We start from the raw sequence: 24,241 nt of genomic DNA on the forward strand, positions 1-24,241 counted from the left end.
TCTTGAATTTCCATATGGGGCCATGATAAAAAAACGACCCCATAAAGGGGCCATTTTGTTTTACGCTTTGACTGATTTGAAGAATTGCGGTAAATATTCACGATGTGCTTCGAGCATTTCATCTAAAATCTGCTTTGCAATTTCGTCAGAAGGGACAAGCGGATTGATCGTCATTGCCACAAGAGCCGTCTCGTAATCTCCTGTGACTGCCGCTTCTGCTGCCACACGCTCGAATGATTTGATTTGTTGAACGAGCCCTCTCACAGCTACAGGCAGATCACCCGTCGCGATTGGTTTTGGTCCGTCCTTCGTAATGATACAGTTCACTTCAACCGCTGAATCAGCCGGAATGCTGGCAATCGCCCCTCTGTTCACTGTATTGACTGGTTGGATGTCATGCTTATCATTATAGATGGAGCTGATTAAGTTACATGCCGCATCACTGTAATATGCCCCGCCTCTTTTTTCGAGCTGTGGTGGTTTAATCGATAAATCAGGATCTTTATAGAGCTCAAATAATTCGTGCTCGACCTGCTGGACTACCTCTGCTCTTGTTCCTTTTTCTTGGGCCGCTTTTTGCTCTTCTTCCAGCATATCTTTTGTTTTATAGTAATAGCGATGATACGGACATGGGATCACTCCTAATCCTTTTACAAAAGAAGGTTCCCAGTTTTTCGCTTCAATGTTCTTCATAGACCACTGACTATTCGGGTTTCCTAATTCATCGAGTACTTGATCCATAATGCTGACCCCGTCTAAATACACGTCTAATCCATAGACCATGTGATTGAGACCGGCAAACTGTACCTCGATCCGTTCAACTTCCACATCAAGCGCCTTGGCAATCCCCATTTTTATCCCAATTGGGACATTACATAGACCGACTACTTTTTTTAGATTTGTGTAGCGTAGCACAGCTTCTGTGACCATGCCCGCCGGATTTGTAAAGTTCACAAGCCATGCATCTGGACAAAGCTCTTCCATATCCTTCACGATATCTAGAATGACTGGGATGGTTCGAAGGCCTTTAAATAAGCCGCCTGGTCCGTTCGTTTCCTGACCGATGACGCCATATTTAAGTGGGATTCTCTCATCCTTAGCCCGTGCTTCCAGCAGTCCTACACGAAATTGTGTTGTCACGAAATCTGCGTCCTTCAGGGCTTCCCGGCGGTCAAGCGTCAGGTGTACCTCAATCGGCAGACCGGCTTTTTCGACCATGCGTTTCGCGAGAGCACCCACGATGTTTAACTTTTCCTGACCCGCTTCAATATCCACGAGCCATAATTCCTTTATAGGCAATTCATGATATCGTTTGATAAATCCTTCGACAAGCTCAGGCGTATAGCTTGATCCTCCGCCTATTGTGACAATTTTGATTCTATCTTTCATGAATTGACACCTCCGAGTTGCTTCATTTTTTCATGGAGCTCGATGATTTCCGCCGCAAGTTCCTTGACGGTCATTGCGTTCATGAGATGATCCTGTGCATGGATCATTAAGAGGCTAATATCGGTCTTTTCTCCTCTAATTTCTCCTTGGATCAGCTCTGTCTGTGCGTGATGCGCCTCATTTAACGCGTCTTGTGCTTCCTGCAATTTTTGCTTCGCCTCATCAAAATTCCCTTGCTTTGCACATGTAATGGCCTCCATCGCAGAGCTTCTGCCATTCCCGCCGTGTAAGATGAGTTGAAACACAATTTGTTCCATTTCCATCGGCCGCATCCCCCTTGTTTCCTCTATTACATGCTGACGACATTTTCATCAGTTGTTGCATTTGTTTCTAGTTCACTTTCTTCTTTTAATTTCTGCTTATCCCACATTCTAAAGAATGGGTAGTATAAAGCGAATGACAACGCTAGGTTAATCAGCTGCATGACAGCACCTGAGATTTTGCCTCCTGTGGCGAGATAGCCTGAAATGATAGGCGGCATCGTCCATGGGACCGCAATCCCCGCCGGTTTTGCGACAAGCCCTGTGCTCATTCCGATATATGTCGTGATGATCATCATGATAGGCGTAAGGATAAACGGAATCAGAAGCATTGGATTCATAACAATCGGCATTCCAAAGATGATCGGTTCGTTGATGTTAAAGATGGCTGGCCCAATGGCAAGTCGGCCAAGCTGTTTCATTTGTTTACTTCTGGCACGTAAGATCATCGTCAGCACCAAGGCAAGCGTTGCACCGCTACCGCCGACATTGATGAAGATTTCAAAGAACTGCGCTGTGAAGATATTTGGCAGCACTTCTCCTGCTTGGAATGCGAGACGGTTCTCATCCATCGCACCGAGCCAAATTGGGCCCATGACGCCGCCGACAATGGTTGCTCCGTGAATACCACATGCCCAGAGGAGCATTTGCACACCAATGGCGACAATACTTCCGCCTAAGCTTCCACCAAGAATGGAAAGCGGTGTGCCAATTAAGACCGTGATGATATTATGAATACTCTCAAATGGTGTCATCTCAATCAAAAGTCTAGCGACCCAGATCAGCGTGATGACCACAAAACCTGGAATAAGTGCGATAAACGATTTACTCACTGCTGGCGGTACACCATCAGGCATCCTAATGACGATATTCCGCTGGACAATGAATCGGTAAATTTCAGTTGAAAGCATGGCAATAATCATGGCAACGAATAACCCTTTACTGCCCATCAATGTAACTGGAATTCCCCCACCTACTAAGATGGCTTCTGTTGAGCCTTCAGGTGTGAAAGGAACTTGATATGGTGTTGCCAAAAGGAAAGCTGCAACAGCGATCGCACCAGATGATAGGGCATCCACTGCATACTTTTCAGCAAGCCTGTAGGCAATCCCGAAGGTTGCAACAAGTGCCATAATGTCAAAGGTCGCATTAACAGGATAGGATAGTTTCGTGGCCCATTCTGCTCCGAAGATACTTGCCATAAAATCGCTGTATCCTGGGATCGGAAGGTTGGCTAAAATGAGAAACAGTGAACCGACAATAATGAGAGGCATGGTTAAAACAATTCCGTCACGCAATGCTTGTAAATGTCTTTGAGCGGCAATCTTCCCTGCAAACGGCATGACCTTCTCTTCTAGAAATCGGTTGAATCCATTCATCCCTTCCGCCCCCTTTATCCGTTCACTAACTGTTCAGCAGATTTTAAAACCTCAGCCCCATTACATACGCCGTAATGCACGGTATTGATGACGTCGACTGGAATCCCTTTTTCTTCTCCGAGCTTTTTCATTTGTGGTAATAAATATCGAACCTGTGGTCCTAATAAAAGCACATCGGCTTGATCAATATGATTTTTTGCTGAATCTCCAGATACTGCCCAAATACGATAGTCTTTTCCTTGTTCTTGTGCGCTTTTCTCCATTTTTGTGACTAGTAAGCTTGTTGACATACCTGCTGCACAAACCAATAAGATGTTCATGTGTAAACGCCCCCTTTTGAAAGTGTGTAGCTTTTCTTTACACATTCATCATATTATGAAAACGCTTTCATAAACACCTATACTTTTTCCTTTAGGAAGCGGAAAAAGTTAAGATCACATTGTTAGCTCTTGTACGAAGGGGCCTTTTTATACATGATATCGAGCATGTCTTCAAATGTATCACAGGCGATGAGATGCTGAATGAATTTCACATTGTGCACAAGCTCGCCCAGCAGACGATACATCCCTTTTAAATCTTTGGCATTCTCTTTTTCGACACAAAGCAAGCAAACAAATTGAACTTTTTTCTCTCCCCATATGATCGGTTTTTCTAATGAACAGATCGCCCAAAATGTCTCTTCTGTCAGCGGCGTCATAGGGTGCGGAATGGCTGTATAATGCCCGAAGGATGTCGGTGCAGCCTCTTCTCTTTCCATCACAGAAGGTGTAAGTTCTGCTGGTGCTAATCCCATATCGATAACTTGTTTCGTGAGAAAAGTGATGACCTCTTCCTTTGTTTGAAAGGCGCGTTTTGTAAAGACCAATTCCTTTTTCATATATTGAGAGGCCAATGTCACCCTTGTTTCACTCGTCAGGGCTTCTTCAATTTTTAAAAAGTCGCCGCCTCCCAAAATGGTGTTCACTTGTATGACTGGAATCGGTAAATCCATCTGAATCGGGACCGTTGTAATAATCAAATCCATGGCATGTAAAGAGACATGCGGAAGCGAATAAAGCTCTGCTGTTCCTAAAATGGTCAGCTTCGACCCAAATTGTGACCGCAGACGATCTTGAAGCAGTCTTGCACTTCCTGCACCAGACGCACAGACGATGAGACATCGCTTCGGTGGAATCTCCATCTTTCTCCGTTCTAAAGCCGCACCAAAATGAAGCGCCATATATCCGATTTCATTCTCATGAATACTCAGCCCCTCCTCTTCTTCAAGGACCCTGCTGGCGATAATTCCTGCTTCAAAGGCAAGTGGATACCCCGCCTTTATTTCATCAAGCATTGGATTTCTTAAGTTCATCCCATATTTACACCGGGTCATGGCTGGCTTTAAGTGCAGACTCAGCCCAATCATTAATTCCGCATCACCGGCTAAATCAAGCTGCAGCTTTTGATCAATGGCTTGGAGCATCAGCTGGACAAGACGGCTCGTGTCATCATCCACAATTTGTTTTTGAGCGCTCGATGAAAAGGACTGCACCATTTTGGCTGTTCCTAATAAATGAATGGCGATATAGACGATCTCTTCTTGTGGAAAAGAGACTTCCAGCAGTCCTTCAAGGCATTCCACCATTTTTTTAGCCACCTCGTATTCCTTTGCCCGTGGAATCTCATTGATTTCCTCTGGCAAAACAGATACATAGTTTCCGTGTCTAATTCGTTTGCAGGCAATCGCGACATGAACGATTAAATTATTCATGCAAATGTCTGATAGATTCATTCGTTCTTCATTGATATAATCAATGATTGTTTTCTGAATCAATTCCAGTTCATGTTTTGGCAAAATGGTGACTGCCGTGTTCAGCATCGTTTGGCAGGATCGGCGTTCACTGAATAAATATTCTGACATACAATAACGAATTTTCATCTCCGATCCTTTGATCCGGCAGCCTTTATTCGGCTTCGCTTCCAGCTTCAGATCAAAGGGCTCAAGCTTGCGTTTAACCCATTTCATATCGTTACTCATCGTCGATTTACTAATAAACAGCAGCTGCTGTAAGTCTTCCAGTTTCACATAAGATTCTGCGAGAAGCAGCTTTTTTAAAATAAACCGAACGCGCTCCTCTGGCAGAACAGCCAGCGGCTCTTCCTGTTCGACCTCCTCTTTCATAAAACGGCGAAAGGCATTCTCATCGTTGATCAACAGCTCATAACCAGCTCCTCGAACAGCTGTTACAGCCGCTTGATAAGGAGCAAGACAGTCGTTCAGTTCCTTGATGTCTGTACGAATGGTGCGGCTTGTTACTTGTAAACTGACAGAAAGCGCAGCGCTTGTGAGCGGGGTCTCCGCTGCCATGAGCTGACTTAAGATGTGCGCCAGTCTTTTACTCAGCATCAGATCGGCCTCCTTATGTAAGGGTGGAGAATCTGCCTTGTCTGGACAAGGTGTATACGCTTGCAGTTCTCTTCATTACTCATATTCTACTGAAAAGAAATAAAAATTGCCATCTCATTTATATGACAAACGCCCCTATTTATACAACAAACCCTATCCAATGACCTATGAATCTTTTGGCAGGACCGTTGGGGAAACCATGAAAAAAAGGCGATACACCTCCGTATCATCGCCTTTTATGAAGAAATCAGCTGCGTAAAGACAACCAATCTTTTTTCATGAGTCCCTGCTGCATGATCAAATGTCCCTGTACACGTGATTAAATTGAGATTCCGTGTAAAAGCATACCCGAAAAACGCATTTGGTTTTTCTTCACGCGGATAGCTTTGCACTTTGACGACTTCAAAGGTTCGCTTTTTACCTGATATGGATGTCACGATTACCTTGTTTCCCTTTTTCAGCTCCTTCAATCGATAAAAAACAGAAGGTCCCCACTTATGATCAACATGACCATTCATAACGGCATTTCCTTTATCTCCTGGCTTTGGACCATCCTTAAACCAAGCTGTGTTGTCCGTATTTTTTGGAACCCCCATACTGCCATCCTTTGATAAAGTGGTTTTCTCTATTTTTGCTTTGACATCAATCGCCGGAATCGCAATTTCAGCCGGGACAATACCGGACGGTTCGTCTTTTAACATGGCTTTTGAATGAGACTGTTTTGTGGCTTGGTTTGTTGTCATTTTTTCAGGAGATGAGGTTGTTTTAGCGGATGACGAATCATCCATCGATTTTGATGCACAGCCCGTGATGACAAGAAGCATCAGAAGACCAAACAGCCATCTTTTCAAGTCAGTCTGCCTCCTTTGAAAGAAAGGAACGGCACGATTGTGCACGTTCCCCCCCTTTTGTTTTGATATAAGCTTAATTTGATGTCTTACGACGAATTAGGAAGAACGCACCCATTGCACCGCCTGCTAGGATCAAGCTTGCGATTAATCCCGCAAATGCTTCATATGACATACCTAAAGGACCGGCTGTGCCTCCCATACCTGTTTTCGGCATTTCGTTAGGCATGTTAGATTTGAACAGTTCAGGATGCTGATCAACAATCGCTGCTGCGACATCTTGACCGACCATGAACATATGACCGTATGCTTCTCTCACTGTTGGATAAAGCTGATCATATTCGCCATTATGGTAAGACGTATATGTTTTGATCAGCTCATCAATATGCATTTTTAAGCCAGCTTCTAAATCCGCCGCCTTTAAACGGCCATCTGTCGCTTGATCTAGAAATTTCGCTTGCTTCATCCGATATGCATCCAAGTTTTTCACAGCTTTTTCTTTCGCTTCTTTGTCTCCTGACGCATCCGCTTTGACATAATCAACTAAGTAACCAATATGGCTTGACCAAATGGATTTGAATTGTTTTCCTGCATCCTTACCATAAACAGATGCAATCGCATTAGATAAATCATTTGTATTCTCGTTCAAAGCTGCTGCTGCTTGATCAAAGTCCTTGCTACCATCATTTCCTTTTTGCATGGCAACGACCGCAAGTGCCAAATGCTCTGAGAACAAGTAGTTTAAATCTTCACGAAGATCTGCGGCTGGTGTATCGACAGATTTATGATCAAATTTCCCAGGAAATTGATCTGTGATCGCCCACGATACGCCTTTGCCTACTTCAAACATATGATGAATGGATTTTCTAACAGTCTCATAGGTCGTATCAAAATCCTTTTCTGTGTAGCTGTCAAACGCTTTTAATAATTCGTTCACATGCATCTTCAAGCCTTCTTCAAGCTCACTTGCTTTCAATCTCCCGCCTGTTGCTTGATCGAGCATGTCGGCTTGTTTGACTCGATATTGATCAAGCTGCTTGACAGCTTTCTTTTTACCTGCCTCATCTTTCTTTGCGGTTGCTTGTACATAATCCACAAAGTAGCCGATATGGCTTGACCAAATGTCTTTGAATTGTTTCCCTGCTTTTTTTCCGTACACAGAAGCGATGGCTTCCGATAAGTCATTTGTGTTGTCATTTAGCGCTGCCGCTGCTTGTTTAAAATCTTTGCTGCCGTCAATTCCCTTTTGCATTGTGATGACTGCTAAGTAGGCATGCTCCGAAAATAACTGGTCTAGTGCTGCTCGAAGATCGGTTGCTTTGTTTGACACCTCTTGTGACGAAGATGTCTTCTTTGCCTCTCCATGCATATGTCCTTCGTGTGCACTTGCGCTATGGGCTGCCGGAAATAGTAATGCTGCGCTAAGCGGAATGGTTAAAATCGCTTTTTTCATGTTCATCTGTTTTTCCTCCTCTTTCCGTTTGTTATGTACTTAACGGAAAGAAGCATGAAATGGATCATTCAAATCTATCATCTTTTTTTGTTTAGCGCACAATCGGTCATGCTTGCATAAAAAAAGCCGGATTATCCGGCTGATACGTTACGACGTTTAGATGCTTTCCGCTCTTTATATATTTTTCTCACCACTGGATAAATCACAGGTGCCCATTTAAAAATTTGTTTCAACCATTTTTTCATTTCTCCCGCGCCTCCTTATTGTCATTCTTACAAGGAAGATTCCCCATCTTGTCATGAAATAAACAGGTGCGGGAGAGCAGGAGTTAAATCACGCCTTGTGCGATCATCGCATCTGCCACTTTGCGAAATCCTGCAATATTTGCTCCTACTATTAAGTTTCCAGAGTGTCCATATTCGTCCGCTGTCTCTGTACACTGACGATAAATCGTCTGCATCATTTGTTTCAGCTGATCATCTACTTCCTCAAATGTCCAAGACATTCTTGCACTATTTTGCGCCATTTCCAGCGCTGAGACACCTACCCCGCCTGCATTCGCCGCTTTTGCCGGCGCGAATAGAATATCATTCTGTTCAAAAACTTTGACTGCCTTTAGAGTAGAAGGCATATTCGCTCCTTCTCCTACCGCAATGACACCATTTTCCACGAGCTGCTGTGCCTGCATCTCAGATATTTCATTTTGCGTTGCACATGGAAGCGCAATGTCACAAGGAACAGACCAAATTTGTTCGCAATCTTCAATCAATTCAGCATGCGGGTGAATGTCTATGTATGCCCCAATCCGTTGATTGCTTATTTCCTTCAGCTGCTTCACTGTTTCAAGTGAAATGCCTTGTGGATCATAAATCGCTCCGCTTGAATCACTGCACGCAACGACCTTACCACCTAGCTCTATGACCTTTTCCATCGCATAAATAGACACATTCCCTGAGCCGGACACGACAACTGAACGTCCTTCAAATTGAAGTCCATGTGCTTTTAACATTTCTTCCATAAAGTACACCAATCCATAGCCTGTCGCTTCTTTTCTCGCTAAGCTGCCTCCAAATCCAGGGCTTTTCCCTGTGAGCACACCTGCTTCATAAGCACCACGCATTTTCTTGTACTGCCCAAACATATAGCCAATTTCGCGTGCCCCTACGCCAATATCACCTGCTGGCACATCTTGATCAGGTCCAATATATCGGCTGAGCTCACTCATAAAGCTTTGAACGAAACGCATGATTTCTCCATCCGATTTCCCTTTAGGATCAAAATCTGATCCACCTTTTCCTCCACCGATCGGCATACCAGTCAGTGCGTTTTTAAAGATTTGTTCAAATCCTAAAAACTTAATAATGCTTGCATTGACAGATGGGTGGAAACGAATGCCTCCTTTATAAGGACCGATGGCACTGTTGAATTGAACCCTAAATCCCCGATTAACTTGTACTTTCCCCTCATCATCTACCCATGGTACGCGAAATACCACAAGCCGTTCAGGCTCGATGAGTCGTTCTAAAATGCCTTGTTTTTCATACTCTGGATGCTTTGCAAAAACGGGAACGAGTGATTCGAGAATTTCTCTTACGGCTTGCTGAAATTCCTCCTCACCAGGATTTCGTTTTTCCACCTCTTCTAACACACGGTCGATGTAGCTTTGTGCTGTTTGTGCTGCTCGATCTAAGGTCAACATGTCTCATCTGCCTCCTTTGTATATCTTCACACATTTATCCTGTTAGATTTTCTAACGCATATTGAGATTAATTTAACACCATTTGTAAAAACTGATCAATACTGATAACAGATGAAAATGATGCCGATTTGAGATGGATCAAGCAGCCGCCGCAATCGTTTTTAGAAAGTATCCCTTACAGAATGACTATTGAGCTAGAAATCATGATTTAGACGTTATATATCCCGCACTCTTTGACAATTAGATGAACCATGAATGATTTCTAGTTGATCTTCAACAAGAAAAAAGGCCTAAAGTTTTATAGACCTCTGCTCAATCTTTTCGGATCTCCTTCTCTTTTTTTCGATCAGGGTACACGACACAAAACCAATATAAAATAGAAGACGATGGGAAGTTAATTAAACCGACAATGCCCCAAAACCACTTATAACGTCCTCTTTTTTTGGCATCCATAAATAAAAGAAGGCCCTGCGCAAATAGTAACGGCAATGCGCACAATAAGATGATCATCTCCGACTGACTCATAAGGAAGACCCTCCTTTACTATGTTGATATTCCTTGATGCCGACAATGACGCAGAGCGGCACACTCACTACTTGAAGAAGAATGAAGATGATAGGCAAATGGGTGATGGCAGCGACAAATAGTGTGAGAATGGTCAGACTGATGAGAACGTACGCCAGTACTTCTTGTTTAAAACGCCTTTTCTCTTGTTCCTTCGCCTGCTTCAGCATCATCATGACAGCCTGTTCACTTGGCTCTTTCACTTCGATTTGATCATCTAGTTGCTGTAACTCTTCCTTTAAACGTTCGGTGAACTGATCTTCCTTCATTGAGACCACTCCTTTCGAATTTTCTTTAATCCATGATGAACCCTCGACTTCACAGTACCTTCTCTCATCCCGAGCATTGAAGCAATCTCTGGATAAGTAAAGCCATAATAATAGTGCAAAATAATCGGTGCTCTCTCCTGAGCCTTCAATTCGTTAAGAGCATCCCACATCTCATGCCATGTATGTCCCTTTTGCTGAATCTCCCATTTAAAACGGCGTATCGTCTCTTGATTCGCCTTTCCTTCCCTCAATTGTTCACGTTTTCTTTTCTTCTGATGATCCAAAAATTGTCTAGATGCAATGGATATGAGCCATGTTGAAAATAAGGAATCTCCTCTAAAAGAAGAGAGTTTCATGTACGCTTTCAGCATCGTTTCTTGCATGATTTCTTCTGCAAGCTCTTGTTGAAGGGTGAGCTTCATTATATAACGGTAAAGAAAGGAATAATGATGGCGATAAAGAGCTGTAAATGCAGCATCATCCCCCTGCTTTGCCCGCTGAATCAATAATGTCTCTTCTGTCTGCTCCAAACACACCCCTCCTTCCTTTTTCTTCTCTTATTCATGAGACGACACGTATGACGATATCGTTCAAAATAGATTTTATTTTTTTAGCTTGTCTGCTTTTCTCCCTGTTGATCCAGTAATTGAAGCGTTAAATATCCAGTTTTTTCTTATGTAATGATTATGACATTCTTTCGACTCTAACAAAATGATGCGTTCTGATTTTCTATCAAGCGGAGATGCTCTCCCCCATAATCACTAGGTCATCCCAATACCTATTGTCAATGATCCTTGTCTCATTTAGACGAAAATAAAATAATCATGGCCTTAGTTTTCTAGAAAATCATGGAATACACAGCGCCAATTCTTAGCCGATGATACCTTTTTGCATGCTATGCTCTTCCTACATTCCGAAAAAGGCGATACTGGCGAAGAAAGGAGGATCAGTTGAATTGCAGCTTATTTTTGGAAACGTTTACATTAAAACAAAAATGAATGGAGATGTTGACTTTGAAGAAAAAAGTTCCAATGTTAGCTGGTGTGTTAGCGGTTGGTCTCGTGACTTCATTATTTGCACCTAATGGGGAGGCAAAGGCGGCAGTAAAGTATCCCGAAAGCCCTTCTATTATGGCCAATTTTAATCAACAAGGATTCTCCACATTAAATGGCGGTACAACAGGCGGTGAAGGCGGTAAAACCGTCACAGTCAAAACTGGAAATGAACTATTGGCTGCCCTCAAAAGTAAAGGAACAAACGAAAAATTAAAAATTGTTGTCGACGGGACGATTACCCCTTCTAATACATCTGCCAATAAAATCGATGTGAAAGATACAAACAATGTCTCAATCGTCGGCAAAGGCACAAAAGGTGAATTTAATGGAATTGGCATTAAAGTATGGCGTGCCAATAACATCATCATCCGCAACCTGAAAATCCATCACAGCAAAATCGGTGACAAGGATGCCATCGGAATCGAAGGCGCTTCTAAAAACGTATGGGTCGATCATAATGAACTGTACAATACATTAAACTCTGGTAAAGATGATTATGATGGGTTATTTGATGTGAAAAATGACTCCGACTATATTACCTTCTCTTGGAACTATGTTCATGATAGCTGGAAAACGATGCTCATGGGCAGCTCTGATAACGACAACTACAACCGAAAAATCACATTCCACAACAACCGTTTCGAAAACCTGAATTCTCGTGTACCATCTATGCGCTTTGGGGAAGGACATGTCTATAACAACTATTACAAAGGCATCCTGACAACTGCAATTAACTCTCGTATGGGCGCAAAAATGAGAATTGAGCACAACGTATTTGAAAATACAAAAAATGCGATCGGCAGCTGGGACAGCCGTCAAGTCGGTACATGGCATGTCATCAACAACTCATTTATTAACAGCACAGGCAGTCTGCCAACGTCTTCTACAGGTACGTACAACCCTCCTTATAACTACTCCTTGCTTAACGTGAACAATGTCAAATCAGAAGTTGTATCAAATGCTGGTGTTGGAAAGGTAAATCCTTAAAACCACAAAACGTTCGGGCAGAAATCTCTGTCCGAACGTTCTTGTCATTTCATCTATTTATATTGTAGAAAACGGACGATCCATCTCATACAATTTTTGATAGCGCAGGTTTTCTTTCAGTAAATTCTGATGCTCCCCCTGCATCTCAATTTGTCCATCTTCAATAAACATAATGCGGTCACATGCCTCACAGCCAGTGAGATGATGGGTAATCCAAATGACCGTTTTCCCTTTTAACACATGGAAAATGGTTTCAAGCAGCTCACGCTCTGTGCGTGGGTCAAGTCCGACGGTGGGCTCATCTAATACAACAATCGGGGTGTTTTGCAGCAAAATCCGGGCTAACGCCATCCGTTGTCTTTCTCCACCTGAGAAACGAATTCCTGTCTCCTGCACACCGGTGTGATAGCCCTCTGGCAAAGATTCGATGGTATCGTGCAGCTGCACTTGTCTCGCTGCTTCTTTTACTTGCTCCTCTGTCGCATTAGGAGAGCCTAAGCGAATATTGTTTAAAACAGAGGTATCGAATAAATACGGCTGTTGATTGAGTACTGACACATAGGTGGACACGTTCTCTCGAATGCTTTCGACCGGTTTCCCCTGGATACTGACAGCTCCTTGATTTGGCACGACAGCTCCTTCTAACAATTTCAAAATAGTCGATTTTCCTGCACCACTTTTTCCCAAGAGAGCAAGCGATTCTCCTTGCTTCAATGAAAATGACAGATGCTTTAGCACGTGTTGGTGCAAATCATACCCAAAGGACACTTGATCAAAAGAAACAGCTTCATCTTGAGAAACAGCTGACTGATCCACTATCTTGCGATCAGATTCTCCTTCATACGAAAGCTTTTCATAATGATGTAATCTGCTGACAGCATGCTGATAGACTGGAATATCACCAGCTGCATCTGAGAGTGGAAGAAAGGCTTCTGTTAACGGAAATAGCACAAGCACGAAGGCTGCAATCAGGGTGTGTGACATCGAGCCTGACTGAACAACGGAACCACTCCAATACACGACAAGCACAACAGCTCCTCCAATGATAAGCTGTGCAAAAAACTGGCGCAGACGGATAAATCGATGCTTAGCTGCTTCAAGCGCTAACAGCTGCGCTTCTTTCTGTTCATATTCATCAACAAAATCTTTCTGCCTACCGCTAAACAACCAGTCACTCACGCCCATGACGGCATCTGTTAAATGGCTGTACAGTTCATTTCTGCCTTTTTTCATTTGAATTTGTCTCGCCCGGTTCACTAGCACTGTGACGTATGGGAAAACAAATACGAGAAGTGCCATATAAAGCAGCATCAAGCCAGCAAAAGGCCACGAGAATAGGCCAAGTGCCCCAATCGATGCGGCATATAAAAGCAGCGCACCGATAGATGGAAAGATGGTTTTTAAATAGGCATCCTGCAGTCTCTCAACATCATCTGACAAGAGCCCCAGCATTTCACCTGTACCCAGCTTTGTCTGTTTCGCACTTCGTTCAGCCATGTCATATAGGCGGACACGCATTTTTTCAATCATGGTCAAAATGAGCTGGTGGCTCGCCAATCTTTCTGCATAGCGGGCAGCTGAGCGTGAAATACCAAAGGTACGGACAGCTACAATTGGGACGTAGACCATAAGTATATTCTCAGGTCTTGTGGCAGCTTTTGAAATGAGAAATCCTGACGTATACATCAGCATAGAAGCAGAGAATACTGCAATTGCCCCTAGAAATAAAACTAGCGCAAACAGCTTTTGATTCTCCTTGATATAAGGTATAAACCAGCCTTTACTTACCATGTGTGACCGCCCCCATTTGCTCCTGTACCAATTGATAATACACGCCTTTTCTTTGCATCAATGATTCATGTGTACCCATTTCCGCAATCGTTCCTTGATCCATGACAATGATCTCATCCATGTCTGGCATCCAATGAAGCCTATGTGTCGCTAAGAACACAAGTTTATCTTCAAACAGCGGAAGCATTGTTTTCTTCAATTCATACTCTGTCTCAATATCGAGATGTGCCGTTGGTTCATCTAACAGCATAATGGACCGCTTGCCCAGCACCGTTCGCGCAAGCGCAATTCTTTGTGCCTGTCCGCCGCTTAGCCCTCTTCCCTGTTCTCCAATGACCTCATCAAGACCATTTGGCAGCTGCGCCACGAGCTGAGATAAGCCAGCTTCACTGGCAGCTCTTTCCACTTCTTCATCTGTTGTATGCGGTTCATAAAAACGAATGTTTTCTCTTAATGTCATGTGAAATAAATAAGGGTGCTGCGGCATATAGACGACTTCTTTTTGCCATTCCTTCATCTGTAAATGAACAAGCGGCTGGCCGTTTAGTGTGATTTGACCTGAGGTCGGTTCAACAAAGCCGCCGAGCACATCGGTTAATGTCGATTTCCCTGAACCACTGGCACCAATGATTCCGATTTTTTTCTTCCCTTTCACAGTGAGATCTACATCCTGAATCGAATAAGGGGCATGTTCGTCATGCTGGACATTCACATCTTGCAGGGTGAGCGCAGACTGTTCATTCCACTCGTTCAACTGCACTGATTGTGTTTCCTGCGCGCGGAAGCCCTTTTCTTCTAAAATAACCTGCATCGCCTCATTCGCTTCTTTTCCATTTAGCGTGGCATGATAATCATTGCCCACTTCACGTACTGGCAGGAAATATTCCGGTGCCAGCATGAGCGCCGTCAAAGCCGGCAATAACAGAAGCTCTCCTTCAATTAATCGCAAGCCAAGAAAGACAGCGACGGTTGCAATCGACAGCATGGAAAAGAAATCAAGCGCAAATGATGAAAGAAATGCGACCTTCAGCGTGCTCATGGTCGCCTTTCGATATCGCTTTGACACTTCCCCGATATTGCGGGAATGTTTTTTGCTAATGCCTAAATAACGAAGCGTTTCAAGGCCGCGGAGAGAATCAGTAAAATGATTGGATAATTTCTCATACGATCTCCATTGTTTGGCCGCTTTACGCTGAGCGACAAGACCTAGCAAAATCATAAAGATAATTAAAATCGGCAGCGTCACGATTAAAATGACGGCAGATGTTTCGTCTAATGTCCAAACATAGATGAGGACCATTGCCGGTATCACAGCCATGTTCACCATCTTCGGTAAAAATAGCTGTAAATACTGACGATATTGAGCAATCCCCTCCATCGCTAATGTGACAAGCTTTCCTGTACCCTTTTTCTTTGTGAAAGCTGGACCTAAACGAAAGAGTTGGTCTAACAGCTGTTTTCTGACGTCTGCTCCAATTCGGGAAGAGTAGGTAAACATGACCTTCTCCCGAATCAAGGTGAGACCGTGCCGCACCAGAAAGGCAGCAAGAAACAGCAGGACATAAGGCGTTGCCTGCGAAAGGCTTTTCCCGTCAAACAGCGTAGTAATGGCATGTGCCAGCCACTGTGCTTGGAAAATAATACTTGCTCCTTGGATGAGTGACACAATACCTAAGAGGGCAAGAAGCCCTCTCATTCCTTTTAATTGAAGCAAACGTTTATCCATTAGTAGGTCATTGGCTCCTTACCGCTTACACGTTTACGGAAGACGTAATAGCTCCAAATTTGATACCCAAGCACAAAGGGCAGCAAAGAAATGGCAACAATCGTCATCACCGTCAGTGAATAAGATCCAGATGCAGCGTTTTGAATGGTCAGATCAAACGTATGGTTGATTGAGCTAATCATGACGCGCGGGAACAATGCAGTGAACAGCATCGTCACTGTCACCATGATGCCCGCACCTGTGAATAGGAATGTCCAGCCATCACGTTCTTTTTTCATAAAGAATAGCGCCGCTACGTAACAAACCACAATGAGGACAGTTAACGGAATGGTGATGATCGGGCGTACCGTATAAATGTCTGTTTCCATGATAGATACACCAACAAATAGGACAAGAACTGGCAGAGCAATCAGCAGGACACGCTTGCCAAGCTTTCTCGCACGATCTCTTAAATCACCCTCTGTACGAAGTGTGACGAAAATCAATCCGTGCAGAAGGCAAAGAACCGTCACAGCTAACCCGCCAATCACTGAATAAAGATTCACAAAATCCGTAAAACCAGCGTACATGTTCATGTCTTGATCAATTGGCATCCCGCGTAAAATACTTGTGAATAGCACACCAAGTAAAAACGGCGGCAGCAGACTGCCAAAGAAGATGACCCAGTCCCATGCTTTGATCCAAGAGGCTTTCTCAACCTTTCCTCGGAATTCAAAGGCGACTCCGCGCCCGATGAGTGCTAAGAGGAGAACCGCAAACGGTATATAGTATCCACTGAACATCGTGGCATACCAGTTAGGGAAAGCAGCGAAAATAGCGCCCCCAGCTGTAATCAGCCAGACCTCATTCGCATCCCAGAAAGGACCAATCGTGTTAATTAAAATGCGGCGTTCGTGCGCATCCTTTCCAAGCAGCTGCATGGACATCCCAACACCAAAATCAAATCCTTCTAAGAAGAAAAATCCAACAAACAATACTGCGACAAGAATAAACCAAATCTCGTTAAGATATGCCATGATATGCGCCTCCATCAAATGGATCTGTAGACAGGTCCGTTTCATCCTTTTGATCTGTATCCTCTTCCGAATGTGCACCCTTTTTAATTTCTCGAATGAATAGGTAGGCAAGCAAGATGGCAAGAATCAGATACATCGTCGTAAAGCTAATGACTGAGAATAACAGCATGCCATACGATACGTTTGGCGAAATCGATTGAGCCGTCGTCATCATACCAAAGACCGTCCACGGCTGACGCCCAATTTCAGTCATGATCCAGCCAGCTGAGTTCGCAATAAACGGGAATGCAATCATCCCTACCATGAAGCGTAAAAACCATTTGTTCGTTTCGAGTTTCTTTCTAAAGCTCAAGTACAAGCCAATCATACTGGCAAAAATCATCAGCATGCCGGCACCAACCATGATTCTAAAACTCCAGAAGGTTGTTTTTACTGGCGGAATGTAGTCTCCAGGACCAAACTTTGCTTCATATTCTTTTTGAAGGGTCAGCATGCCTGGCACATCTCCACTAAACTTCGAATAAGCCAAGTAACTTAAAGCAAACGGAATATTGATCTCCGCAGAGTTTTCTTTTTTATCTGTATCAATATTGGCAAATAGTGTCCAAGCCGCTGGATCTCCACTATCCTTCCAAAGGGCTTCACTTGCTGCCATCTTCATTGGCTGTGATTCCATTAAGTGCTTCGCTTGATCATGTCCAGAGAATGCCACACCTAAACCAGAAATTAAAGCGAGAACCATGGCAATCTGGAATGATTTTTTGAAAAAGGCGATTTCTTGTTTTTTGATCATTTTATAGGCACTAACTCCTGCAATAAAGAATGCACCTGTAGCCAGCGCACCAAACAGAACGTGCGGGAATTCAACCCAAAGCTGCGGGTTCGTTACAAGAGCGCCAAAGTCATTCATTTCTGCACGGCCATTTTTAATGACAAATCCAACTGGCTCTTGCATAAATGAGTTGGCGAGTAAAATCCAAAACGCCGAAAAGATCGTACCAAGGGAAACAAGCCAAATACACAATAAATGAATCTTCTTCGGCAGACGATCCCAGCCGAATATCCAAAGTCCAATAAATGTAGATTCAAGGAAAAAGGCGAGCAGTGCTTCAATGGCAAGCGGTGCACCAAATACATCACCGACAAACCTTGAATAATCTGACCAGTTCATCCCAAACTGGAATTCCTGGAGAATCCCTGTCACCACACCTACTGCAAAATTGAGTAAGAATAGATGACCCCAAAACTTCGCCATCTTTTTATAAATCTCTTTTTTCTTGACGACATAAAGGGTCTGCATCAATGCAACGATAAACACCAAACCTATTGACATAGGAACAAAAATAAAATGAAATAATGTCGTTGAAGCAAATTGAAATCTTGCTAAAAACAGCTCACTCACAGCCTTACATCCTCCCTTACTTTCACATGCCGAATGATTCGAAATGTCTATGCTCACCATTTCACAAAATGTTCACTATTTGTTCAATGGTTCACAAACAATAGCCTGTTTGAAATGGTTTACTCGGTGAAATTTTACTCTTGCTTTTCATTCGGTTAGTTATTTATACCTGTACTTTACACCCATACGCTTCAAAAATAAAGTAAATTTTACCTAAAAATTGGGAGGTATTGTGTCAGTTGTTTGAATACTTTGTCAAAGATATGTGACAGAAAGTAAAAAAACGTAAAAAAATAGCGCTGCACGTGAGTTGCAGCGCTGTGTTTCTTTTTTAGGCTTTTTTCTGTAAAGCTGGTCTAGTGACTTGCACTTCATAGTACGTAATTTTGTTTTTTAATAGACCTTCAGGTTTCGCTTTTCCATGAGCATGCGCATCACCAAATGCCTGAGATTTTGTCCAATTCACAAAGTCTTCTTTTCGATTCCAGCGTGTATGAATGGTCACTTCATCGTAATCGGTTGTCTGCTGTGTGACCCATACTTCCATGCCTAAAAATCCTTCCATGAATTCTACTTGTCCCTGCTTGTTAAAACGCTTGACGAGGTGGTCGGCACTGCCTTTTTCTACTCTTACCTGGTTGTTGACAATGATCATGTTTTGTTCATCTCCCTTTTGTTGTTGGATCGAAGCGATTGGAATAATAAGCGGGTGCTCACCGTCTAAGTGAACTTCAGCCTGAATCCCAAAGACCTCTTTGAAAAAGCTTTCTGTTAATACTTCTTTTGGTGTCCCTATTTGATAAATCTGACCACGTTTCATCGCAATAAGGCGGTCACAATATTTTGCTGCCTGCTGCAGGTCGTGAAGAACCATTAAAATGGTGATTCCATGCGTCTTATTCAGCTGTTTGAGCAGCTCTAGTAAATCAAGCTGATGCGCAATATCTAAGTAAGTTGTCGGCTCATCCAGAATAATCGTCTCTGTCTTCTGAGCGAGCGCCATCGCAATATACGCTTTTTGCCTTTCTCCACCAGACAATGTATGCAGCATTCTATTTTCATTGATCCGGCTATTGGTCACATCAAGCGCCCACTCAATCGCTTCTTGATCTGTCTTCGAGCTTTTTTTCCAGATCGAACGATGCGGACTGCGTCCAAGTGCGACCAGCTCCCGTACGGTCATAGATGGAATGGCTGTTCTCGTCTGCATGAGAACGGCGATTTCCTTTGCAATCTCCTGAGCCGTCATCTCTTTTTGCGGTATATCGTGAATGTATATCGTGCCGCTTTCGATTGACGTAAGACGTGCGGCTGCTTTAATAAAAGTCGACTTCCCTGATCCATTCGGTCCAATAATTCCTGTCACGCTTCCTTTAGGAACAGCTGCTGAAATTGATGACAGCTGAAAGCCTCCTTGACTGAGACTCACGTCATCCATAGCGATCACATCCAACTTAACCCCTCCCTTTCTTTTTTAATAAATAGAGGAAGAAAGGTGCACCGATGCAGGCAAGCAGGATACCGACAGGCAGTTCAACTGGCGTAAACCATACCCTTGCGGCTGTATCTGCAAAAACCACAAGCACGCCTCCGCCCAGCATCGAGATTGGCAGCAGATACCGGTAGTCATCTCCAATTAAAAGACGGATAAAATGAGGAACGACTAGTCCGACAAATCCAATTAAGCCGCTCACACTTACTGCTGCACCAGCTAAAAGTGCCGCCAGTGCAATTAAGAAAAACCGGGTGCGCTCTACTCTGAGACCGAGCAGCTGAGCCGATTCATCGCCAAGCAAAAGAAGATTTGCCGGCTTGATGGCAAAAAAACAAAGGCACAACCCAGCAAGCGCATATGGCGACACGAAGGTTAGATGATGCCAGCTCCGTCCATTTAATCCTCCTGATAAAAAGGGCAGAACAGCCTGCACACGCTCACTATAAAGCACCATAAACCCATTCATCACCGCCCCAAGCAGGGCATTGACTGCCACTCCCGCCAAAATCAGCTTCAGCGGTGAAACCCCTTGATCAAATGAGAGCATATACACCACAAGTGCCGCTAATAAAGCGCCAAGGAAAGCAGCCGCTGGCAGCAAATACGTGAATTGCGGAAACACAATCATGCTAAGCACAGCAGCCAATCCGCCGCCAGCCGTCACACCGATGATGCCAGGGTCAGCGAGTGGATTTCGGACGACTCCTTGTAAAATCGCCCCTGATGCTGCAAGACAGGCCCCAACGATGAAACCGATGAGAACGCGCGGTAGGCGTAAATCCATCACAATTTTCTCATGGACAGGCTGACCTGATCCCGTCAAAGCAGCGAGTAAATCTTGCAGTGATAATTGAACAGAACCTAATGCAAGCCCTAGGCATGCGCCTACAACTAACGAGATGAATAGTCCGGGTATCAGCCATCTTCGCCTCGACTGTCTTTTTTGAAAATCTAATTCTGCATTCATTTTCATGATGACAATCGCTTCAATCTTTTCTCTAGCTCATCAATCGCTCTCATCACGTCTGCGCCTGGATTCGTCCCAAATAGATCACTAGGCAGAATCTCGACGTGTCCATGTTTGACGGCTGATACATCGTGCCATGCGGCATTCTGTTTCATTTCACTCATAAAGCCCGCTTTCACATCTTCAGGATTGCTGTGGGTCATAAGCAGGATAAGATCAGGATCAGCTTCGATGACCTTTTCTGCATTGATTTGAGCGTATTGAGGGAATTTCTCGAGTGCTGGTTCATTCTCAGCAATGTTCGTCCCTCCAGCGATGTGCAGTAAATCTCCGCTTAAGGATTGAGGAAGTGCCGCCATATATGTGCCAGGTGCCCCGTATACAACGAGTGTCTTCACTTTTTTCTGAGGCTGTTTGACCTGCTTTTTCCGCTGATCGATTTGCTTGTTAAGCTCTTTTGCCTTTTGCTGCTTCCCTAGCAAATCTCCGAATAACGTAATTTGTCGCTGGATGTCCTTTACTGAATTGGCACTTGTCAAAAGAAGCTGTGAACCAATTCCTTCTATTGTAGAGATGTCCTTGCTGTTTAATTGTTCATTCCCAAGTACAACATCGGGCTTTAAGCTTGTGATGAGCTCTACATCAAATTGATGTGTGGTACCAATTGTTTGGACTGATGTAGCCTGTTGTAAGCTCTCTGGTAATTCGGCGGCCGGACGACCGACCACCTCACCGCCTAAGGCATATAGGATGCTCATGTCTCCAGTCGATAATGAGACAATACGCTGAGGGGAGTCCTCAAACGACAGCGTTCTGCCGGCAAAGTCCTTTATCTTCAGCGCACCTTGACCGCTCCCTTTCTCTACAGGTGCTGCCTGACTGCATCCGCTGAGGAGAAGCATCAAGACAAGTCCCACGAAGATCACATGTGAAAATTTCAACCGTCTGTCTCTCCTTTTCTAGTAAACTTTCTTTAGCTTTGCCTGTACCACGAGACGCCCGTTTTTCGGTGCAAGTACATGATCACAGGTCGATAGAGTGAGAATGAGGTCATCTGTGGACACGTCTATCTTCGTTTGGTAGATTGATTTTTTTCGCACAGATTGCAAGTAGTGCGCATATTCGCCAAGATCTTGAAAATCGGTTTGTATATAATCAAAGTCCACCGTTGTTTCATACACGGCAAAAATCTCCGCCTCATAGCTTTGATACAGCGTATCGTACTGAAATGTCCGATGCTCATCGAAGAAATCCTTTTTTAAATAGTTTGTGAGTCCAGCGAACATGGACCCATCCCTCATCCGATGTCCGTACACCACAGTATTCGGGCTTTCATGCAAGACGTCATTGCGATAATCCATAAAAATACTGCCTGCCCGGGTGTCGTTTTTTAAGTAATTACGGGTTAAGTAGAACGCATTATCGCGAGATTGGACAATTGGGTACTGAATCATCGTGTCCTTCATATTGATCCAGCCGACAATGTCATCGTTTACCTTCCGCAGTTCATCAAATGACGTACGAATGGTTCCCGGCTCCCGGCTTTCATTCATTCCTTGCTCATGTCCATACATCGTCTGAGCCTTTGCAAGCACCTGACGATTTTGATAATAGCCGAACAGCTCTAAGCCAATGGCCGACCCGCTATAAATGAATACACCTAAACAGACGATCGTCAGCATCCGCTGCCAGACCCGTTTTCCTCTTTTCACACTGTCTCACCTGCTTTTTGCACAGCTTATATACCAACAGGCACGATATACATCCCTGTTTCTGCATCCTGTTTAATCGTGACGGACACATCATAAATGTGCCGCACATTTTCTTCTGTTAACACATCATTTGGCTGTCCTTCACTCATAATCCGGCCATTCTTCATCGCAATGATGACATCGCTGTAGCGGACAGCCTGATTCATGTCGTGTAGCACCATAACGATTGTTAGTCCATGTACGACATTGAGCTCACGGATAAGCTCAAGAATGTCAAATTGATAATAGATATCCAAATAGGTTGTCGGTTCATCTAAGAAAAGGATCGACGTTTTTTGCGCAAGTGCCATCGCAATCCATACTCGCTGCCGCTCACCGCCTGACAGTGAGGCGAGCGGCACCTTTCGTTTTTCCGTTAGCTTTGTACTGGAAAGCGCCCACTCTATCGCTCTCTCATCCTCTTCCTTGTCTCCTCCGCGCATCGTCTGGTACGGCGTTCTGCCGAATGCCACGACCCTCTCGATCGTTAAATCAAGCGGCGCTTCATTTTGCTGATGGACGACAGCCAGCTTTTTTGCCAGCTCCTTTGGCTTAAATGCATTCAGTGCTTGGCCGTCTAAGTGAATTTGCCCTTTGTTTGGCGCATGGTTATTCGCCATCAATGAAAGCAGTGTAGATTTCCCTGAGCCATTCGGACCGATAATGGTTGTGATTTTCCCCTTTTCAATGCGTGTTGTGACCGATTGAACGATGTCCTTCTGCTGGTCATATGAGAATGACACCTCACGAATGTCCATGGAGACGGTCCCCCCTTCTTAGTAAAAAGATCAGAAATGGCCCGCCAATCACGGCCATGATCGTAGAAGCAGGAATTTCATTTGGCGCGACAAGCGTCCTGCCGAGCGTATCAGCCGTCAGAATCAGCAAAGCCCCGCTTAACGCAGAAAATGGAATGAGTACCCGGTGATCAGACCCGACAAGTCTTCTTGAAATGTGCGGGATAAGCAAACCGACAAAGGCAATCACGCCCGCTACCGCTGCTGTCACCGCCGCAAGCAATACAGCTGTGATGGAAATCAAAAGGCGCATTCTGGTCACACGCAATCCTAAATTTTTCGCTGTCTTGTCCTGAAGAGCCAAGAGGTTACACCATCTGCTAAAGAAAAGGGCTACGACAAGGCCGACGACGCCATAGACTCCGATTAAACGGACATCCCCCCACGTTTTCATCGTGAGATTCGACTGTCCTGACTGATTGATCGTGATATTGAAATAACTGCAAATGGTCACAAATGCTTCAGCCATTCCAGTAAACATGGCATTGATGGCGATCCCAACCAAAATCATGCGGATGGGGCTTAATCCACCCTTCCAAGACAGAACATACACGAGGAAACACGCAATGGCTCCACCTAACACCGAAAATAAAGGAGAGTAGAAATAAAATTGAGGAAGTGCTGTTATGGCCATTAAAGAAAAGAAGCTGGCTCCTGATGAAATCCCAATGACGCCGGCATCAGCTAATGGATTCCTCATGACCGACTGCAGCAGTACACCGGAGACAGATAAAGCAGCCCCTGTAAACATTGCAATGAGCATGCGAGGAATTCTGAGATCTTTAATGATTTCTACCTGTGCATGTTGACCGGTGATGAGCCCTTCCAATAATTCAATCGGGGTGACATGAATGCTCCCCGTAATGGCGGAATAAATAAACACGCACACCAGTAAGACACTGACTGTCAGAAATAAAATCCCTGTTTTTTTCATCTTAAACGTCCTT

General features: G+C 44.1%; 23 protein-coding genes. 1 reads left to right on the top strand and 22 read right to left on the bottom strand.

The window, feature by feature from the left end:
* Positions 1-60 precede the first annotated feature (60 nt).
* From MHB83_RS03700 to sigY, 12 genes are all read right to left on the bottom strand, one after another.
* Positions 61-1,389, bottom strand: coding sequence for a 6-phospho-beta-glucosidase (locus MHB83_RS03700; RefSeq protein WP_342496645.1), 1,329 nt, complete (start codon positions 1,387-1,389; stop codon positions 61-63).
* Positions 1,386-1,712, bottom strand: coding sequence for a PTS lactose/cellobiose transporter subunit IIA (locus tag MHB83_RS03705; protein WP_003215078.1), 327 nt, complete (start codon positions 1,710-1,712; stop codon positions 1,386-1,388). The genes MHB83_RS03700 and MHB83_RS03705 overlap by 4 nt, the downstream gene beginning before the upstream one ends.
* A 26-nt stretch (positions 1,713-1,738) precedes the next feature.
* Entirely contained in the window at positions 1,739-3,088 is a 1,350-nt protein-coding gene (celB, locus tag MHB83_RS03710) for a PTS cellobiose transporter subunit IIC (RefSeq protein WP_003214998.1), read from the bottom strand.
* 14 nt (positions 3,089-3,102) lie between these two features.
* Positions 3,103-3,408 carry a PTS sugar transporter subunit IIB gene (locus MHB83_RS03715; protein ID WP_003214824.1) on the bottom strand — a complete coding sequence of 102 codons (306 nt, stop codon included), beginning with the start codon at positions 3,406-3,408 and terminating at the stop codon, positions 3,103-3,105.
* A 122-nt stretch (positions 3,409-3,530) separates the two neighbouring features.
* Positions 3,531-5,474 (bottom strand): BglG family transcription antiterminator, encoded by a 1,944-nt coding sequence (locus tag MHB83_RS03720; RefSeq protein WP_335355899.1) that lies wholly within the window; start codon positions 5,472-5,474, stop codon positions 3,531-3,533.
* Positions 5,475-5,710: 236 nt separating this feature from the next.
* Positions 5,711-6,325, bottom strand: coding sequence for a sortase (locus MHB83_RS03725; RefSeq protein WP_335355900.1), 615 nt, complete (start codon positions 6,323-6,325; stop codon positions 5,711-5,713).
* A gap of 73 nt (positions 6,326-6,398) precedes the next feature.
* A complete protein-coding gene (locus MHB83_RS03730; protein WP_284907496.1) occupies positions 6,399-7,781 on the bottom strand; it encodes a copper amine oxidase in 1,383 nt (460 codons plus the stop codon).
* 125 nt (positions 7,782-7,906) lie between these two features.
* On the bottom strand, positions 7,907-8,020 hold the full coding sequence (locus MHB83_RS03735) for a hypothetical protein (RefSeq protein ID WP_003214702.1): 114 nt from the start codon (positions 8,018-8,020) through the stop codon (positions 7,907-7,909).
* 83 nt (positions 8,021-8,103) lie between these two features.
* Positions 8,104-9,474, bottom strand: coding sequence for an NADP-specific glutamate dehydrogenase (gdhA, locus tag MHB83_RS03740; protein WP_284907497.1), 1,371 nt, complete (start codon positions 9,472-9,474; stop codon positions 8,104-8,106).
* 312 nt (positions 9,475-9,786) lie between these two features.
* Positions 9,787-9,999, bottom strand: coding sequence for a transcriptional regulator (locus MHB83_RS03745; RefSeq protein ID WP_268459130.1), 213 nt, complete (start codon positions 9,997-9,999; stop codon positions 9,787-9,789).
* Positions 9,996-10,307: a YxlC family protein gene (locus MHB83_RS03750; RefSeq protein ID WP_106029460.1), complete on the bottom strand. Its 312-nt coding sequence runs from the start codon at positions 10,305-10,307 to the stop codon at positions 9,996-9,998. Before MHB83_RS03750 ends, MHB83_RS03745 begins: the two co-directional genes overlap by 4 nt.
* On the bottom strand, positions 10,304-10,837 hold the full coding sequence (sigY, locus tag MHB83_RS03755; RefSeq protein ID WP_003214662.1) for an RNA polymerase sigma factor SigY: 534 nt from the start codon (positions 10,835-10,837) through the stop codon (positions 10,304-10,306). Before sigY ends, MHB83_RS03750 begins: the two co-directional genes overlap by 4 nt.
* 474 nt (positions 10,838-11,311) lie before the next feature.
* On the opposite strand from sigY, the gene MHB83_RS03760 reads away from it, so the two are divergent.
* Positions 11,312-12,349: a pectate lyase gene (locus MHB83_RS03760; protein ID WP_226804433.1), complete on the top strand. Its 1,038-nt coding sequence runs from the start codon at positions 11,312-11,314 to the stop codon at positions 12,347-12,349.
* A 57-nt stretch (positions 12,350-12,406) separates the two neighbouring features.
* Here MHB83_RS03760 and cydC read toward each other — a convergent pair whose 3' ends face one another.
* The 10 genes from cydC to MHB83_RS03810 all read right to left on the bottom strand — a co-directional run bounded on the left by cydC (position 12,407) and on the right by MHB83_RS03810 (position 24,228).
* On the bottom strand, positions 12,407-14,140 hold the full coding sequence (gene cydC, locus MHB83_RS03765) for a thiol reductant ABC exporter subunit CydC (protein WP_342496646.1): 1,734 nt from the start codon (positions 14,138-14,140) through the stop codon (positions 12,407-12,409).
* On the bottom strand, positions 14,130-15,866 hold the full coding sequence (gene cydD / locus MHB83_RS03770; protein ID WP_342496647.1) for a thiol reductant ABC exporter subunit CydD: 1,737 nt from the start codon (positions 15,864-15,866) through the stop codon (positions 14,130-14,132). Before cydD ends, cydC begins: the two co-directional genes overlap by 11 nt.
* Positions 15,866-16,882 carry a cytochrome d ubiquinol oxidase subunit II gene (gene cydB, locus MHB83_RS03775; protein WP_044140290.1) on the bottom strand — a complete coding sequence of 339 codons (1,017 nt, stop codon included), beginning with the start codon at positions 16,880-16,882 and terminating at the stop codon, positions 15,866-15,868. Before cydB ends, cydD begins: the two co-directional genes overlap by 1 nt.
* Positions 16,869-18,284: a cytochrome ubiquinol oxidase subunit I gene (locus MHB83_RS03780; RefSeq protein WP_003214979.1), complete on the bottom strand. Its 1,416-nt coding sequence runs from the start codon at positions 18,282-18,284 to the stop codon at positions 16,869-16,871. The genes cydB and MHB83_RS03780 overlap by 14 nt, the downstream gene beginning before the upstream one ends.
* 331 nt (positions 18,285-18,615) lie before the next feature.
* Positions 18,616-19,737 (bottom strand): heme oxygenase, encoded by a 1,122-nt coding sequence (gene isdG, locus MHB83_RS03785; RefSeq protein ID WP_212045709.1) that lies wholly within the window; start codon positions 19,735-19,737, stop codon positions 18,616-18,618.
* 1 nt (position 19,738) lies between these two features.
* Positions 19,739-20,752, bottom strand: coding sequence for an iron ABC transporter permease (locus tag MHB83_RS03790; RefSeq protein ID WP_050944543.1), 1,014 nt, complete (start codon positions 20,750-20,752; stop codon positions 19,739-19,741).
* Positions 20,749-21,687 carry an ABC transporter substrate-binding protein gene (locus MHB83_RS03795; RefSeq protein WP_310026279.1) on the bottom strand — a complete coding sequence of 313 codons (939 nt, stop codon included), beginning with the start codon at positions 21,685-21,687 and terminating at the stop codon, positions 20,749-20,751. Before MHB83_RS03795 ends, MHB83_RS03790 begins: the two co-directional genes overlap by 4 nt.
* Positions 21,688-21,705: 18 nt before the next feature.
* The gene (gene srtB / locus MHB83_RS03800; RefSeq protein WP_226804436.1) at positions 21,706-22,458 is read right to left on the bottom strand and encodes a class B sortase; all 753 of its coding nucleotides are present in this window, start codon (positions 22,456-22,458) and stop codon (positions 21,706-21,708) included.
* Positions 22,459-22,484: 26 nt separating this feature from the next.
* Positions 22,485-23,255, bottom strand: coding sequence for an ABC transporter ATP-binding protein (locus tag MHB83_RS03805; RefSeq protein ID WP_226804437.1), 771 nt, complete (start codon positions 23,253-23,255; stop codon positions 22,485-22,487).
* Positions 23,242-24,228 (bottom strand): iron ABC transporter permease, encoded by a 987-nt coding sequence (locus MHB83_RS03810; protein ID WP_044140297.1) that lies wholly within the window; start codon positions 24,226-24,228, stop codon positions 23,242-23,244. The genes MHB83_RS03805 and MHB83_RS03810 overlap by 14 nt, the downstream gene beginning before the upstream one ends.
* Between the last annotated feature and the right edge of the window lie 13 nt (positions 24,229-24,241).

The organism is Bacillus sp. FSL K6-3149 (genome assembly GCF_038630515.1).
GTDB classification, from domain to species: Bacteria; Bacillota; Bacilli; order Bacillales; family Bacillaceae; genus Bacillus; species Bacillus pumilus.

Bases quoted from the DNA above. Each gene is read 5' to 3' on its own strand.
- MHB83_RS03700 (WP_342496645.1), bottom strand. From the start codon at position 1,389: ATGAAAGATAGAATCAAAATTGTCACAATAGGCGGAGGATCAAGCTAT.
- MHB83_RS03705 (WP_003215078.1), bottom strand. From the start codon at position 1,712: ATGGAAATGGAACAAATTGTGTTTCAACTCATCTTACACGGCGGGAAT.
- celB (WP_003214998.1), bottom strand. From the start codon at position 3,088: ATGAATGGATTCAACCGATTTCTAGAAGAGAAGGTCATGCCGTTTGCA.
- MHB83_RS03715 (WP_003214824.1), bottom strand. From the start codon at position 3,408: ATGAACATCTTATTGGTTTGTGCAGCAGGTATGTCAACAAGCTTACTA.
- MHB83_RS03720 (WP_335355899.1), bottom strand. From the start codon at position 5,474: ATGCTGAGTAAAAGACTGGCGCACATCTTAAGTCAGCTCATGGCAGCG.
- MHB83_RS03730 (WP_284907496.1), bottom strand. From the start codon at position 7,781: ATGAACATGAAAAAAGCGATTTTAACCATTCCGCTTAGCGCAGCATTA.
- MHB83_RS03735 (WP_003214702.1), bottom strand. From the start codon at position 8,020: ATGAAAAAATGGTTGAAACAAATTTTTAAATGGGCACCTGTGATTTAT.
- gdhA (WP_284907497.1), bottom strand. From the start codon at position 9,474: ATGTTGACCTTAGATCGAGCAGCACAAACAGCACAAAGCTACATCGAC.
- MHB83_RS03745 (WP_268459130.1), bottom strand. From the start codon at position 9,999: ATGAGTCAGTCGGAGATGATCATCTTATTGTGCGCATTGCCGTTACTA.
- MHB83_RS03750 (WP_106029460.1), bottom strand. From the start codon at position 10,307: ATGAAGGAAGATCAGTTCACCGAACGTTTAAAGGAAGAGTTACAGCAA.
- MHB83_RS03760 (WP_226804433.1), top strand. From the start codon at position 11,312: ATGTTGACTTTGAAGAAAAAAGTTCCAATGTTAGCTGGTGTGTTAGCG.
- cydC (WP_342496646.1), bottom strand. From the start codon at position 14,140: ATGGTAAGTAAAGGCTGGTTTATACCTTATATCAAGGAGAATCAAAAG.
- cydD (WP_342496647.1), bottom strand. From the start codon at position 15,866: ATGGATAAACGTTTGCTTCAATTAAAAGGAATGAGAGGGCTTCTTGCC.
- cydB (WP_044140290.1), bottom strand. From the start codon at position 16,882: ATGGCATATCTTAACGAGATTTGGTTTATTCTTGTCGCAGTATTGTTT.
- MHB83_RS03790 (WP_050944543.1), bottom strand. From the start codon at position 20,752: ATGAAAATGAATGCAGAATTAGATTTTCAAAAAAGACAGTCGAGGCGA.
- MHB83_RS03805 (WP_226804437.1), bottom strand. From the start codon at position 23,255: ATGGACATTCGTGAGGTGTCATTCTCATATGACCAGCAGAAGGACATC.
- MHB83_RS03810 (WP_044140297.1), bottom strand. From the start codon at position 24,228: ATGAAAAAAACAGGGATTTTATTTCTGACAGTCAGTGTCTTACTGGTG.